Origin of the sequence: Micromonospora sp. CPCC 206171 (assembly GCF_036906755.1) — a bacterium.
GTDB classification, from domain to species: domain Bacteria; phylum Actinomycetota; class Actinomycetes; order Mycobacteriales; family Micromonosporaceae; genus Micromonospora; species Micromonospora purpureochromogenes.
Genome location: NZ_JBAKHT010000008.1, coordinates 98,731 through 112,983, shown reverse-complemented (window position 1 = coordinate 112,983; position 14,253 = coordinate 98,731). Strand labels below are relative to the sequence as shown.

At 75.7% G+C, this 14,253-nt stretch carries 13 protein-coding genes; 7 read left to right on the top strand and 6 right to left on the bottom strand.

Features of this window, described 5'->3' with window-relative positions; translation table 11 throughout:
• Positions 1–44: 44 nt before the first annotated feature.
• The gene (locus V6U89_RS12465; RefSeq protein WP_334571085.1) at positions 45–827 is read left to right on the top strand and encodes an IclR family transcriptional regulator; all 783 of its coding nucleotides are present in this window, start codon (positions 45–47) and stop codon (positions 825–827) included.
• A 182-nt stretch (positions 828–1,009) separates the two neighbouring features.
• Here V6U89_RS12465 and V6U89_RS12460 read toward each other — a convergent pair whose 3' ends face one another.
• Positions 1,010–3,130, bottom strand: a complete 2,121-nt coding sequence (locus V6U89_RS12460; protein ID WP_334571083.1) for a PhoX family protein — start codon at positions 3,128–3,130, stop codon at positions 1,010–1,012.
• Between the two features lie 234 nt (positions 3,131–3,364).
• Between V6U89_RS12460 and V6U89_RS12455 the strand changes: the two genes are divergently transcribed.
• Both V6U89_RS12455 and V6U89_RS12450 read left to right on the top strand, forming a co-directional pair.
• Entirely contained in the window at positions 3,365–3,859 is a 495-nt protein-coding gene (locus tag V6U89_RS12455) for a sigma-70 family RNA polymerase sigma factor (RefSeq protein WP_280840715.1), read from the top strand.
• Positions 3,856–4,554 (top strand): anti-sigma factor family protein, encoded by a 699-nt coding sequence (locus V6U89_RS12450; protein WP_334571082.1) that lies wholly within the window; start codon positions 3,856–3,858, stop codon positions 4,552–4,554. The genes V6U89_RS12455 and V6U89_RS12450 overlap by 4 nt, the downstream gene beginning before the upstream one ends.
• Before the next feature lie 7 nt (positions 4,555–4,561).
• Here the strand turns inward: V6U89_RS12450 and rarD are convergent, their stop codons facing one another.
• The 4 genes from rarD to eccE all read right to left on the bottom strand — a co-directional run bounded on the left by rarD (position 4,562) and on the right by eccE (position 8,395).
• On the bottom strand, positions 4,562–5,485 hold the full coding sequence (gene rarD, locus V6U89_RS12445; RefSeq protein ID WP_334571079.1) for an EamA family transporter RarD: 924 nt from the start codon (positions 5,483–5,485) through the stop codon (positions 4,562–4,564).
• A complete protein-coding gene (locus V6U89_RS12440; protein WP_334571078.1) occupies positions 5,482–5,967 on the bottom strand; it encodes a GNAT family N-acetyltransferase in 486 nt (161 codons plus the stop codon). The genes rarD and V6U89_RS12440 overlap by 4 nt, the downstream gene beginning before the upstream one ends.
• Positions 5,968–6,078: 111 nt before the next feature.
• Positions 6,079–6,465, bottom strand: a complete 387-nt coding sequence (locus tag V6U89_RS12435; RefSeq protein WP_334571077.1) for a phage holin family protein — start codon at positions 6,463–6,465, stop codon at positions 6,079–6,081.
• Between the two features lie 55 nt (positions 6,466–6,520).
• Complete coding sequence (eccE, locus tag V6U89_RS12430; RefSeq protein ID WP_442933911.1) at positions 6,521–8,395, bottom strand: type VII secretion protein EccE; 1,875 nt, start codon at positions 8,393–8,395, stop codon at positions 6,521–6,523.
• A gap of 204 nt (positions 8,396–8,599) precedes the next feature.
• Between eccE and V6U89_RS12425 the strand changes: the two genes are divergently transcribed.
• Positions 8,600–8,917 carry a WXG100 family type VII secretion target gene (locus tag V6U89_RS12425; RefSeq protein ID WP_088959256.1) on the top strand — a complete coding sequence of 106 codons (318 nt, stop codon included), beginning with the start codon at positions 8,600–8,602 and terminating at the stop codon, positions 8,915–8,917.
• A 24-nt stretch (positions 8,918–8,941) separates the two neighbouring features.
• Positions 8,942–9,235, top strand: a complete 294-nt coding sequence (locus tag V6U89_RS12420; protein ID WP_334571076.1) for a WXG100 family type VII secretion target — start codon at positions 8,942–8,944, stop codon at positions 9,233–9,235.
• Between the two features lie 67 nt (positions 9,236–9,302).
• On the opposite strand, the gene mycP is transcribed toward V6U89_RS12420, so the two are convergent.
• Positions 9,303–10,526, bottom strand: coding sequence for a type VII secretion-associated serine protease mycosin (mycP, locus tag V6U89_RS12415; RefSeq protein WP_334571075.1), 1,224 nt, complete (start codon positions 10,524–10,526; stop codon positions 9,303–9,305).
• Positions 10,527–10,666: 140 nt separating this feature from the next.
• Between mycP and V6U89_RS12410 the strand changes: the two genes are divergently transcribed.
• Entirely contained in the window at positions 10,667–13,882 is a 3,216-nt protein-coding gene (locus tag V6U89_RS12410; protein WP_334571074.1) for an SseB family protein, read from the top strand.
• Positions 13,879–14,244: a hypothetical protein gene (locus V6U89_RS12405; protein WP_334571222.1), complete on the top strand. Its 366-nt coding sequence runs from the start codon at positions 13,879–13,881 to the stop codon at positions 14,242–14,244. Before V6U89_RS12410 ends, V6U89_RS12405 begins: the two co-directional genes overlap by 4 nt.
• The last annotated feature ends 9 nt before the right edge of the window (positions 14,245–14,253 follow it).

The following is a 14,253-nucleotide window of genomic DNA, read 5'->3' as shown; positions in this document are numbered from 1 at the left end:
GGCGGTTTTTCATATGGTGTAAGTCCCTGGCTGCGGAGGTGGTTGTGCGCGACCCCCTGGCGGAGCCTTCGGATCTCATCCGGAGCGTCTCCCGCGCGCTACGCGTGCTCGAGTCGGTCGGTCGCGCCCCCAAGGGGCTGACCGTCAAACAGATCGCCCGGCGGTGCGAGCTGACCGTCGCGACGACCTACCACCTGGTCCGCACCCTCGCCTACGAGGGCTACGTGATCCGGCGGGAGGACGGCACCTACATCGTGGGGCTGGAGGTCGCCGACCGGTACCGGGAGCTGGTGACCGCCTTCCGGGGGCCGCCAGCGGTCGGGGAGACGCTGCGCCGGGCCGCCGCCGACACCGGCTGGAGCCACTACCTGGGCCGCTTCGTCGGCGGGCAGGTGGCGGTCACGGCGGTCGCCGAGGGGCCGCGCTCGCCGCACCTGGAGGATCTGGTCCCCGGCTTCGACGAGGGGGCGCACGCCACCGCGCTCGGCAAGTGCCTGCTGGCCACCCTCACCGCCGAGCAGCGCTTCCGCTACCTGCGCGAGTACGGCATGCGCCCGTTCACCACGGCCACCCTGACCACGGTCGAGGCGTTCGAGGCGGACCTGGCCGCCGGGGACCGGCGCGGCATGCAGTTGGAGCTGGGCCAGTTCCGGCAGGGGGTGGCCTGCGCGGCGGTGCTGGTCACCCCGGACAAGGACATCGAACGCCGGGTCGCGCTGGCCTGCGCCCTGCCGGCCAGCGAGATGATGACCTCGGCCCGGGTGGTCCGGGCCAAGCTGCTCACCGTCGCCCGCGCCGTTGCCGACGGCATCGCCGCCGACGCCTGACCTTCCCACGCCCCCGCCACTGCCCGCGCAGCGCTGCGCCGCGTCGCGGTGCCCCGCGTCGCCCCGCGCGCGGCGGGGCTGGCGGGGGTGGCAGGTCCGGGCGTGCGGGAGGACGCCGAAGGGCCCCTCCGCACCGGAGGGGCCCTTCGTGGACGGTCCGACACCGGACCGTCGGGGTGGGGTCAGCTGCCGATCGGGCCGCCGTCCAGCCGCCAGGTGACCACCACGCCCGGCTTGGCGTAGTCGCCGTCCGGCCAGGTGGACGCCGGCTTCTCCACCGAGGCACCGGTGATCTCACCGGGGTGCTGCACGGCCACGAAGACCGAGCGGTTGTCGCCGGTGATGAACGGGCCGCAGGTCTCGGCGCCGACCGGCACGGTGAGGAACTGCTTGAGGTGCCCCCGCTCCGGCCCCTCGACCGCCGTGGCGAAGAGGCCGTCGTTGCTGCCCAGCGCGTTGCCGTCGGTGGAGATCCAGAGGTTGCCGGCGGCGTCGAAGGCGACGTTGTCCGGGCAGGAGATCGGCGAGACCCTGGTCTTGTCGTACCCGGCGAAGTAGGTCGACGGGTCGGTCGGGTCGCCGGCGACGATCGGCAGCGACCAGGCGAAGCTCTCCGCCGTGTTGTCGCCCCGGTCCTCGACCAGTTCCAGGATCTGGCCGTGCTTGTTGAGGTTGCGCGGGTTGACCTCGTCGGCGGGCGCCTTGCCCGGCTTGCCCCGGTCGGTGTTGTTGGTCAGCGCCACGTACACCTTGCCGGTGAGCAGGCTCGGCTCGACGTCCTCCGGCCGGTCCATCTTGGTCGCGCCGACCTTGTCCCCGGCGAGCCGGGTGAAGGTGAGCACGTCCGCGGCGGTCATCCCGTCGACGTACGAGCGGTTGCCGCTGACCAGCTTGATCCACCGGCCCCGGCCGTTGAACGCGCCGTCGGCCGGGAGCTTGCCCGAGCCGTCGATCTCGGCGGCGCTGGTCTGCTCGAACTGCGCCACGTAGAGCGTGCCGGACTCCAGCAGGGTCAGGTTGTGCTTGCGGGCCACCCACGAGTCGCCCGGCAGGAACTTCTTGTCCGAGACGAACTTGTAGAGGTAGTCGAAGCGCTCGTCGTCGCCCATGTACGCGACCACGTGCCCGCTCTTCGCCACGATGACGTTGGCGCCCTCGTGCTTGAACCGGCCCAGCGCGGTGTGCTTGCGCGGGCGGCTCTCCGGGTCGAACGGGTCGATCTCCACGATCCACCCGAAGCGGTGCGCCTCGTTCGGGTGCTTCGCCAGGTCGAAGCGCTCGTCGGCCCGCTCCCACTTCCGGCTGCCGCTGGGGTAGCGGGCGGTGGTGGTGATGCCGTAGCGGGCCAGCTTCGGCTTCAGCTCCTCCGGGGCGGCGTCCGCACCGACGAAGTACTGGTTGAAGTTCTCCTCGCCGGAGAGCACCGTGCCCCACGGGGTGACCCCGCCGGCGCAGTTGTTCAGCGTGCCGACGACCGTACGACCCTTGGGGTCGGCGGCGGTGCGCAGCCAGGCCGAGCCGGCGGCGGGGCCGGTCAGCTCGAACTTCGTGCTCAGCGCGGTGACCCGCCGGTTGTACGGCCGGCGGCCGCCCGCGACCGGACGCCACCGCCCGGTGCCGTCGACCCGCTCCAGCTCCACCACGGACATGCCGTGCGCCGCCATCGCGGTGCGCAGCTGCTCCACGGTCAGCGCGTCCAGGCCGGTGAAGCCGGGGAACATCAGGTCCTCGTTGGTGTACTCGTGGTTGACCACGAGCAGCGCCCGCCGGCCCCGCCGGTCCAGCGGCAGCACGCCGACGAAGTCGTTGTTGTAGCCGAACTGCTTCGACTGCGCGGCGGCGGTCTGCCCGTGCAGGTCGAACTCGGGGGCGCCGGGGACCACCGGGTCGCCCCAGCGGATGACCACCGCGTGGTCGTACCCGTTGGGGACGATCAGGGTGTCGAGCCGGTTCGGCGGGATCGGCGTGAAGGTCAGCGCGCCGGTGGACGGCTGCGGGCGGCCGAAGTCGGTCGCCTCGGGCACGACCGGCGTGCCGGGGGCGGCGGCGGCCGGGGCGGCCCCGGCGAGCGCGCCGGCGGTAGCGCCGCCGAAGCCGAGCACCAGTGCGCCGACCGCGCCGGCCCGGACCACGCCGCGCCGGGACACCTCGGCCTGCACCAGGTCCCCGAAGTACGCGTTGTCGGAAGAATTCGGCACCGGGTGGTCGCAGGCGTTGCCGCACCGGTACAGACAGGTCATCGCATCGCGGCTGCCGTGGCGGGTGCCGCCCAGCAACGGGAGCAGCCGGGGACGGTCGCTCATGTCAGGAGCCTCCTGGAAGCAAGGTCGGTGGCACGCCGGATCACCGGATCGACGTGCGTACCGGCCGGAGGCTGCCAGGGTGCGGTGAGCGGTCGCCGGACTCGGCGTGAACCGGATGTGAACAGCGGTCGCAGGTGAACCGATCGGCGTGACGGCGCGTATCCACGGGCGAACGCATTCGCCGCACTCGCCGCGGAGAGCGAGGGGATCACCATCAGCGACCACGACGCCCAACTGCTGCGCGCGCTGCACGACGAGCACGCGGAGGCGCTGTACGCGCACGCGCTCCGGCTGGTCAACGGCGACCGTACCCGGGCGGAGGACCTGGTGCAGGAGACCCTGCTGCGGGCCTGGCGCCACCCCGAGTCGCTCGACCCGCGGCGCGGCTCCGTCCGGGCCTGGCTCTTCACCACGGCGCGGAACCTGGCGATCGACGCCTGGCGGCGCCGGTCCACCCGGGTCGGTGAGGTGTTCACCGACGAACTGCCCGAGCCGCCGGAGGCGGTCGACGAAGCGGAGCGCGCGGTGGAGGCGTGGACCGTCGCCGAGGCCCTGAACCGGCTCAGCCCCACCCACCGGGAGGTGCTGGTCGAGTGCTTCTACCAGGGCCGTTCGGTGGCCGAGGCCGCCGCCCGGCTGGGGGTGCCACCGGGGACGGTCAAGTCCCGCACGCACTACGCGCTGCGCTCACTACGGTTGGTCCTGGCCGAGATGGGGGTGACCGGATGACCCGCTGCGAGTTCGCGCACGACGACGGCGCGTACGTCCTGGGCGCCCTCGCTCCCGGCGACCGCGCCGCCTACGAGCGGCACCTGGCCGGCTGCGCGGCGTGCCGGGAGGCGGTCGCCGAGATCGCCGTGCTGCCCGGGCTGCTCGGCCGGCTCGACCCGGCCGCGCTGGACGAGTTCCTGCCCCCGCCACAGGAGCCGAACCGGGTGCCCGCGCTGGTCGCCGCCGCGAAGGAGCGCCGGCGTCGGGAGCGGTCCGGCGCGCGCCGACGGTACGCGCTGACCGCCCTGGCCGCCGCCGCGCTCGCCCTGGTCGTGGGGGTCGGAGGCGCGGCCGTGCTGCGTCCTCCCACGCCGCCCGGGCCGACCGTCCAGGCGGTGCGGATGGTCGCCATGCAGCCGGTGGCGACGAAGGCCCCGGTGCACGCCGAGATCGGGTTGACCGGCACCGACTGGGGCACCGAGGTCACCATGCGCTGCGGGTACGACGCGACCGCCGGCTACGGCAAGGCGTACACCTTCCGGCTGGTGGCGCACGGCCCGGACGGCGCCACGGAGCAGATCGGCTCCTGGCTGGCCGCCCCCGGCGACGAGGTGCGCCTCAGCGGCGCGACCCGCTTCACCGACGCGGAGCTGGTCCGCCTGGAGCTGGTCCGCGCCGACGGCACCGCCGTGCTGGGCTACGACGTGCGCTGAGTCCCGGTCACCGCCCGGCGGCGGTGACCGGGACCGGGGTGCGGGCGGCGGCCCGGGTGCGGCGGGTGTGCCGGACCGCGTCGACGGTGAAGACGATCAGCGCCACCCAGACCAGCGCGAAGCCGGCCAGCCGGGCCGGCGGCATCGGCTCGTGGAAGATCAGCACCCCGCAGCCGAGCTGGAGGATCGGCGCGAGGTACTGCAACATGCCCAGGCCGGACAGCGGAAGCCGGTTGGCCGCGCCGGCGAAGAGCAGCAGTGGGACGGCGGTGGCCGCGCCGGCGAGCACCAGCAGCAGGGTGTGCCCGAGCGAGACGTGCCCGAAGGTCGACTCGCCGCGCCGCGCCAGCCACCCCAGGTAGGCCAGGGCGGGCAGCGCCAGCACCGCGGACTCGACGAAGAGCCCCTCCGCGGCCGGCAGCCCGAGCCGCTTCTTGACCAGGCCGTACCCGGCGAAGCTGAACGCCAGCGTCAACGCCAGGTACGGCAGCCGGCCGTAGTCGACGGTGAGCACGACGACGGCCGCCGCGCCGACGCCGAGCGCCGCCCACTGCGCCGGGCGCAGCCGTTCGCGCAGCACGAAGACGCCGATCAGCACCACGACCAGCGGGTTGATGAAGTACCCCAGCGCCGTCTCCACGACCCGGTCGGAGTTCACCCCGTAGATGTAGGTGCCCCAGTTCACCGCGATCAGCGCGGCCGCGACGACGATGGCGGCCAGCGTCCGGGGCCGGCGGGCCAGCGCGCGCAGGAAACCGATGTTGCGCATCGCGGCCAGCAGCAGCGCGACGAAGACCACCGACCAGACGATCCGGTGCGCCAGGATCTCCACCGGTCCGGCCGGTCGCAGCAGCTTCAGGTAGAGCGGAAAGAAGCCCCAGAGCAGGTACGCGCCGAAGCCGTACAGGTAGCCGAGCCGGATCGGATTCACCCGTCCACCGTAAGGGGCGCGGCGGGTGGCTGTTCCTTTCCGGTGACCGGCTTCACCGGACGGTGGTCCCACTCCATCCAGCGGCCCGGCTCGACCGGGGCGAAGCCGACCTTCGCGTACACCCCGTGGGCGTCGTGGGTGGCCAGCAGGATCCGGCGTACCCCCAGCCCGGCCAGGTGGTCCCGGACGGCGGTGGCCAGCCAGGTGCCCAGGCCGCGACCGCGCTGCGACGGCGCGACGTAGACGTCGCAGAGCCAGGCGAAGGTGGCCCGGTCCGTGATCACCCGGGCCACCGCCACCTGCTCGCCCCCGGCGTAGACGCCGTAGGGGATCGAGCCGGCGAAGGAGGCGGCCACCGTCTCCCGGCTCCGGCCGAGCGCCCAGTACGCGTCGGTGGAGAGCCAGCGGTGCACCCGGTCGAGGTCGATCCGGTCGGGATCGGTGCTGAGCAGGTAGCCGTCGTCGCGGGTCAGGGTGAACACCCCGGCCACGCTAGCCGGGACGCCCCCGGCCCGCGCGAGCCAATTCCCGGCCACTGGCCGCCTTCCCGCCCGGGCGTCGCGCCTGCGCGTCCCGCCCGGGCGGCACCGGGGTCAGTCGCGGTCGAGGATGGCGCCGAGGATCCAGGTCACGATGCTGACGAAGAGTGCGCCGAGCACCGCCTCGGGCCAGAAGCTGTCGACGTGGAAGGGCAGCCCGGCCTCGCCGGCGATCCAGCTCGTCAGCAGGAAGAGCAAGCCGTTGACCACCAGCGCGATCAGGCCGAGGGTCAGCAGGTAGAAGCCGCAGCCGACGGACTTGATGACCGGCTGGAGCACCGCGTTGACCACGCCGAAGATCACCGCCACCAGTAGCAGCGTGGTGACCGTCTCGACGGCCGAGTCGGAGTCCAGGGTGATGCCCGGGATGAGCAGCGTCGCCAGCCAGAAGGCGACGGCGGTGGAGCCCAGCCGGATCAGGAGGCCCTTCAGAAAACCCATGGCGGGGATCGTGCCACGCACGGTCCACTCGGGGAACCCTCCGCGTACCCCGGCTTCAGCGCCGGGCCGGCCGGCCGATCAGCTGCGACTCGATCGGGGTGGGCGAGAGCAGCGCCCAGCGCAGCGCCCGGCGGTTGACCACCGCCACCATGTCGTCCCGGATCCGGGTCAGCCACTCCGCCGACCCGCCGAGCCCGAGCGCCGCCCCGGCCAGCACCGCCTCCCGCTGGTCCAGCGGTTGCAGCACGGCCAGGTCGGCCCGGCCCAGGGTGTCCGCGTCGGCTGCGGTCAGCTCGTCCCGGACCACCAGGGTCGCCTGCCAGGCCGGCCCCGGCCCGGGATCGTCGGCCGCCGCGCCCGCGTCGACGACCAGCAGCAGGGGGCAGAGCGGCGAACCGGGCGCACCGCCCAGCGGGCGGCCCGGCGGCAGGACCGCGATGCCGCCGCCGGTGCCGCCGACACCCCGCACGAACGGTTCCCAGGCCCGGGGCCGGCCGGTGCGCACCGCCACCCGGGCGCCGAGCGCCATCGCCCGCAGCACCAGCAACTGCGCCGCGCGGACTCCGCCGACGAGCACCAGCCGGGTGCCCTCGGCGCGGAACAGCCGGACGGTCACCGCGCCGCCGTGCCGGTTGGCGCCGACCATCAGCCCCGCGTCGCCGAGCGACAGCTCCAGCGGCTCCGGGTCCGGGCCGGGCGCCACCGGGCCGGCGGCCACCGCCAGCGGCAGCGTGGCGGCCAGGGCGGCGAGCTGCGCACCGTCGAGCCGGCGTACCTCGCCGCCGGCGTCGGCGACGAGCCGGTGCAGCGCCTGACCGGCCAGGGCCAGCTCGTCGGGCGTCCGGGCGGTGAGGCGTACCGTCAGCTCGGCCGGCACCGGCGCGGCGTCGGCGGCGGTGCGCGGACCGGCGCAGAGCGACACGCTGATCGCCGTGGCGGGCAGCGCCAGCAGTCGGGGCACCAGCCGCCGGCCCAGCTCGGTGCCCGGGTCGGGCCAGCGGGCCAGCCGGAAGCCGACCTGGAGCAGGTCGGCGGAGCGGACCGCCGGCCAGGTCTCCCGGATCGGCCGGCCACCGTCGTGGTGGGCCAGTTCCCCGAGTACGCGCAGCGCCGCGTGCTCGCCGAGCGGCCGGGCGCCGACCGGGCCGAGCCGGCGGACCAGCCGGCGGACGGTGCCGGAGAGGGCCCGGCGCAGCTCCTCGTCCGACCAGCCGGCCACCCGCAGCGCCCGGACGGCGAGCAGCGCCCGCTCCTGGCCCGGCAGCCGTCCCTCGGTCAACTGCCGGTACGACGTCCCCGCCGTCCCGCCCGCCGCGCCGGGCGCCGGGGCGGCGTGCAGCAGGAGCTGGACCCGCAGCGGCGGGTGCCCGATCGCGGCGGGCGGCAGCAACGCGGCCGGCCCGGGCAGCGCGCGCGGGCCGTCGCCGAGCAGGTCGCCGGGGTCGCCCAGCTCGATCAGGGCGGTCAGTCCGCTGGCGTCGTCGACCACGGCGGCGGGCCCGCCGGCCAGCTCCACCGACCGCACCACGGCGCCGGGAAGCACCAGGTCCAGCAGCGCGGCCGGACCGGTGGCCGGGGCGAGCAGCCGCCGGCGTCGGGTGGCGTATCCGAGGCCGGTGCCGAGCCACTCGAACAGCCACCGGCCGCGCCAGCGCACCCAGGTTGTGGCGAGCAGCAGCCCGGCGGCGGGCAGGGCGAGCGCGAGCACCGCCCCGCCCCGGCCGAGGGCCGCGACCGGCAGCGCCAGCGCGACCTGCGCGGCCACTACCTGACCGGCGCGGACGGAGGTCGACCGCCGGGCGGGGACCGCGTTCCACTGTGGTGGGAGGGGCTGGCGGTGGGCCGGCCGTGCCGTCGTGCTCGCCGTCACCGCGTCTCCTCCGCTCGACGTGTCGGGCCGCCGGGCCGCCGCCGGACCACCGGTGCGCACCGTACCGCGACGGCGACGTGACCCATGGTAAGGGGGCCGCCGGTGCCGGTTGTCCACAGGGGAGGGCCAGGGGGTAGCACAACGGCGATCGGGCCGCTACCGTCAGCGACGAGTTCGGCTGACCGTCGCCGCCGTGGGCCCCGCCCTGAGGCGTCCATGGATCGTCCGACGGCAGCCACGACGAAGAGACGAGGTGACGTCCGGGTGGCCCAGACCCAGGCAGAAGCCGCGGTGATGCAGCAGACCGCCGCGAAGTTCGAGCAGGTGGACCAGTCGCTGCAGAGCATGCTCAGCGGCCTGATGGCCGAGCTGGAGGTGCTGCAGCAGGCCTGGCGCGGCGCCGGTGGCCGCTCCTTCGAGCAGGTCAAGCAGCAGTGGTCGCAGGACCAGGCGGCGTTGCAGCGCGCCCTGCGGGAGACCGCGTCGGCGATCCGCACCGCCGGCCGGCAGTACGACGTCTCCGACGACGAGGCGGCCAGCCGGGTCTCCGGCACCAACCGCGGCATCCAGCTGCCGCTGTAACCAACCCAGGGGGAGGAGCATCCGATGGACCACGGTGTCCTGGTCGTCAACTTCGCCGCGCTGCAACAGGCCAGCGCGGACATCCAGAAGGCGTTGAACACGCTCGACTCGCAGCTCGGCCAGCTGGAGCGCGACGCCGCCCCGCTGGTGGCGAGCTGGGCCGGCGAGGCGCAGCAGGCGTACGAGCAGCGGCAGGCGCGGTGGCGGTCCGCCTCGCAGGACCTGCAGGCCATGCTGCGCGACATCAAGCTCGCGGTGAACGACTCCGCCACCGACTACCTCGACACGGAGAAGAAGAACGTCGGCCTGTTCCAGTGAGCCCGGCCGCACGGCGGCGCCCGACCACCTCGGCGGCGCCGCCGTCGCCGTGCCCCGACAGGTGGGGTCAGGCCGGGCCGGCCGGGCGCCAGCCCCGCCCGGCGCCGCGCGGCAGCACCAGGGTCAGCAGCACCGCCGCCGCCACTGCCGCGCCGGTGACTCCGGCGACCAGCAGGGCGCGGTCGCGCGCCGCCGCGCGTCGCGCCCGCTGGGCCAGCAGCGCCGGATTGGGCCGGTCCGCCGGCAGGGCCGCCGCCCCGCGTGCCCCCGCCGTCGCGGCCGCCCCGGTCTCGGTGACCGCCCGGTACGGGTTCAGCACGCCCGCGCCGTACCCGCCCCTACCGTCGCCCGGGGCCGGGTCGGTGGTGCCGACGATCCGCCGCGTCACCTCCGTCGCGCTCAACTCGGGCCGGTACTGCCGGACCAGCGCCGCGGTGGCGGCCACGAAGGGCGTGGCGTAGCTGGTCCCCTCGGCCCGGTGGTGTCCCTGCTCCGGAGCGGCCATCAGCACGTCGCTGCCGGGCGCCACCAGGTCGACGTAGGGGCCGGCCTGGGAGAAGGCGGCGCGGGTGCCGTCCGGGGAGATGGCGCCCACCCCGAGCACCCCGTCGTAGGAGGCCGGGTACGGGCGGGGGTCGCCGCTGTCGTGCAGGTTGCCGGCGGCGGCCACCACCACCACGTCCCGGCGCACCGCGTAGCTCACCGCCTCCCGGACGGCCGGGTCGTCCGCGTACAGCACGACGGAGAGGTTCAGCACGTCGGCGTCGTGGTCCACCGCCCACCGGATGGCCCGGGCGAAGTCCGCCGCGCCGACCGTGCGCCCCGACTCCCGCCCCTCGACCACCTGCTGCTCGCTCACCCGTACCGGCAGGATCCGGGCCCGGGGTGCCAGGCCGTGGAAGGCGATGCCGTCGACCGATGCGGCCGCGATGATGCTGGCCACCCCGGTGCCGTGACCGGCGCAGTCGCGGGTGCCGTCGCCGCCCGGGTCGAGGAAGTCCGCGCCGTCGAGCACCCGGCCGCGCAGTTGCGGGTGCCGCCGGTCGACTCCCGAGTCGATCACCGCGACGATCACTCCCGCGCCGGTGGCCAGCGGGATCAGCCGTTCCGGGGCGTACCGGCGCTGGGCCCACGGGACGCCGGTGACCGAGCGGGCCGGGGCGAGCGGGGCGGAGCAGGCCGGTGCGGCGGCCCGGGCGGGAGTGGCGGACGACACGGCGAGCGCCGGCAGGCCGGTCAGCAGGACCGCCGCCAGGCCGGCGAAGGTCGGCCGCGCGCTGGGCCGGTACATCGACCGCCTCCGTATCGTGTCGACTCCGGAACGCGATGTTATCGCCTCGCGACCGCACGCGGTCGGCCCATTGTGATCTTGCTCGTACCTTGTAGGTTGTACGCGATGCCTGTGGCCTGTTAGCGGGAGGAGAGGTGGCCGTGACCGACTGGGAGCCGGCTACCGAGGCCGAGACGGCGATGCGCGACGCGCTGCACGCCAACAACCAGGAACTTTACTTCCGCATCCTGGCCGGCACCGACCTGCTCCTGCCGGTCTCCGCGCAGGCCCTCGCCGGCGAGGCGCCGATGGGCTGGGGCACCTGGACCACGGGCGGCCGGACGCACGTGCTGGCCTTCACCTCCACCGCCGCACTACGCGCCTGCCTCGGTGCCACGGCCGGTCCCAGCCGCCGTGCCTCGTACGCCGACCTCGCCGCCACCTGGCCCAACCACGAGTGGTGGCTGGCCGTCAACCCGGGGCTGCCGATCGAGGGCTACCTGCCGGCGTGGTTCGTCTCCCAGCTCTCCCGTGGCGACGTCCGCCTGCCCGGCCGCACGATGGGCGCCCGCGCCCGCCTGGAGCGCGTGGAGTCGGCCCACGGTCCGGCCGACACCACCGGCCCCGCCCTGGGGACCGAGGCGCGGGACGCCGGCCCGGTCGCCCGGTCGCAGCCGCGCCCGGTGGCGCCGCCGACCCCCACGCCCGCCATCGGCGCGGGACCGGACGCCTCGGCCGCCCGCCCCGGTGCTTCCGGGCCGGCGCGGGTGCCGCACCCCGCCCGCCCCTCGGCCGCGCCGTACCGCCCGGAGCCGGACCGGCCGCGCCCGTCGGGTACGGACCCGGTGGTGCCGGCGGCCGCGTCGTACCCGGAGGTGCCGGCGGCCGCGTCGTACCCGGACGTCGTGCCGGCCGCCACTGGGACGCGGCCGGGCGGCGAGCCTCGACCACCGACAGATCCGGCCAACGGCCGGCCGGCTGCCGCGTCACCGTCCGATCCCGACGGGGCGCCCCGACCGCCCGTCGCGCCGTGGACCACCTCGCCCCGGCGTCGGCTCCTCGGGGAAGGGCTGGGCGCCCGGCTCGCCGGGGACGGCGGCCCGCCCAACGGCCGCAGCTCGTTCTTCGAGCCGGCCTCCGAGCGGGGCGCCTCGACCCGCGCGTCCCGGGACCCGCTGCGGACCGGTGAGCGGGCCACTCCGCCGCCGCGGCCCGGGCTCGGTGGCCAGGCCTTCCCCCGGCGCCGCCCGGCGACCGCGCGGCCGGGGGAGGAACCGACCAGGGCGTTCCAGTTCGACCGGCCCGACGGACAGGCCGCGTCCGCGCCGGCGGACCGACGGCCGGACCCGTTGGCGGAGGAGCCCACCCGGGCTTTCCGGGTGCCGGCGCCGGACGCCGAGGCGACCCAGGCGCTGCCGCGGCGGCACTCCACGCCCGCGGCGCCGCGGGAGGAGGAGCAGACCCAGCGCCTTCCCGACCCGTCCGCGCGGCCCACGCCCCCGCCGGCCGAGGATCTGCCGGTGTCGATCGCCGAGCCGGTCTCCGGGCCGCCAGCACCGCGGCGCGGCTTCTCGCCCATCGTCATCGAGGGCACCGTCATCGAGTCCCGGGACCTGCCCGTCATCCCGGCGCCGGACCGGATCCCGCCGGCCACCGCCGGCTTGGACAACAGCGCCAGCATGAACGGTTCTCCCGGCGGCGGGCAGTTCGCCGCCTCCGGTGCGGCGGGAAGGGCCTTCCCCCGCCCGGCCTTCGCCGCCCCGTCCGCCGACGACCCCACCGAGCCGATCTCCCCCGCCCCTGGGCAGCGCACCGAACCGGTCTTCCCGGCTCCTGAGCAGCGGACGGAGCCGATCGCTCCGGTGCCGGGCGGCGGGTCCGCGGCGCGGGCCGCTCCGGACGACGAGGAACCCACCGAGCCGCTCACCCCGGTTCCCGACGACCGCACGGAGTCGCTCTTCGCGGCACCGACCGCGCCCGTCTCGCCGCCTTTCGGCGGCCGGCCCGAGGGCGCGCCGTCCGCTGCCGCCCCCCGCTCACCGGCCTTCGGTGGCCCGGCCGAGGGCGCGCCGTCCGCCACGGCGCCCGTCTCGCCGGCCACGGGCGGCCGGACCGAGGCGGCAGGGCCGTCGACCGCCGCGCCCGTCCCGCCGGCTCTCGGCGGGCGGCCCGAGGCGAGTGTGCCGTCTCCCGTCTCGCCGACCTTCGGCGGTCAGCCGGCGGCGACCGTGCCCGTACCCACCCCGCCCATCGCCCCGGCCTTCGGCGGCGCGCCGGAGGGGGTGCCCGAGGCCGCGCCCGCCGGGCCGGCCCCGGTCGGCCCTTCTGTCGCCGAGCACACCCCGCCGGGCGGGGCGGCTCCGTCGTCCGGTGGCACCGGCCGCGTCACTCCGGCTCAGGCGGCCGAGGCGTTCCAGCCCGCCAACCCGGTCGAGGAGGATCTGCTGGACGCGGCCGGCTCCGGCAGCACCGACACCTTCCTCTCCACGCTGCTCCTGGCCCGGGTGCTCCTGCCGGTGGCACCGGACTCGGCGCCCGGCAGCCGTCCCGGCGATCCCGGTTTCGTGTGGCGTACGGAGGAACTCGACGGCGAGACGTACGTGGTGGTGCACACCTCGCCGGAGCGGTTGGCCGACCACTGCCCGGAGCCGGTGGAGACCGTCGAGGTCCGGTTCGTGCAGCTGATCCGGCGCTGGCCGGACGAGGTGTGGTCCTTCGCGGTCAACCCCGGCAGCCCGATCGGGGCGAAACTGCCCGGCGAGCAGATCGTCGGGCTGGCCAACTGGGCGGCCGAGGTGGGGCTCGGTGACGAGACCGAGCCGGAGGCGGTCGCGGTCGCGGTCGAGGAACCGGCCGAGCGGCCCCGGTACGCCCCGCAGGTCGCCGACCCGACCCGGCCGGTGACCATGCAGAAGGCGGTGGCCCCGAGCCAGCTCGCCTACTACCTGGAGCGCGGGTACGACCGGGTCTCCGGTTTCGTGCACCGGGCCAACGAGCTGGCGCATCTCAACACCCCGGCGCAGTTGCACGACGCGCTCGGTCTCGGCTACCCGGACTCGCCGTTCGCGCGCGACGCCGACCGGATCTACGTGCTGCGCTGGCCCGCGTACCGGCCGAGCCTCTACCGGATTCCGTACGGGGGGCAGAACGAGGCCGCCATGCGGGCGATGGAGGGCTGGGTCATCGAGCGCCCGCCGTTCCGGGGCAACGGCTTCGCCCCGGGCGACAGCACCGAGGTGGTGGCCGAGTTCAAGGTGGACAGCGCCCGGCTGCCGCACGGCGCGCAGCTGTGGCGGATCGGCGCGGACGGCACCGAGCGGGTGGTCGCCCTGCTCGACACCGACGCGCTGCTCTGGCGACAGGTGGGTGAGCCCTGATGCGGGACGGTTACGTGGCCCGGTGGCGCGGGCGGGAGTACCAGGCCAGCCCGGACGGCGACGACGTCCGCATCTACCAGCCCGAACCGGGGGACGGCTTCGCGGAGGTACGCCCCGGCCGGCACGTCCGGGTGGTCCCGGCCGGCGAGGTCGAGGACCTGGCGTACGTGCGCACCACCTGCACCTGGCAGGGGCAGCCGTTCGTGGTGCTCGGCGAGCACGACGGCTGGCTGCGGGTGGAGTACACCGGCGGGCGTTGGCCGATGGCGCAGGCGATGGGCCTGGAGGTCTTCGACTTCGGGGTCTACCAGGGCTGGGCACCCGCCGGTGAGGTGGCCGACCTGCGCGAGCAGCGGGTCTGACCCGCCGCC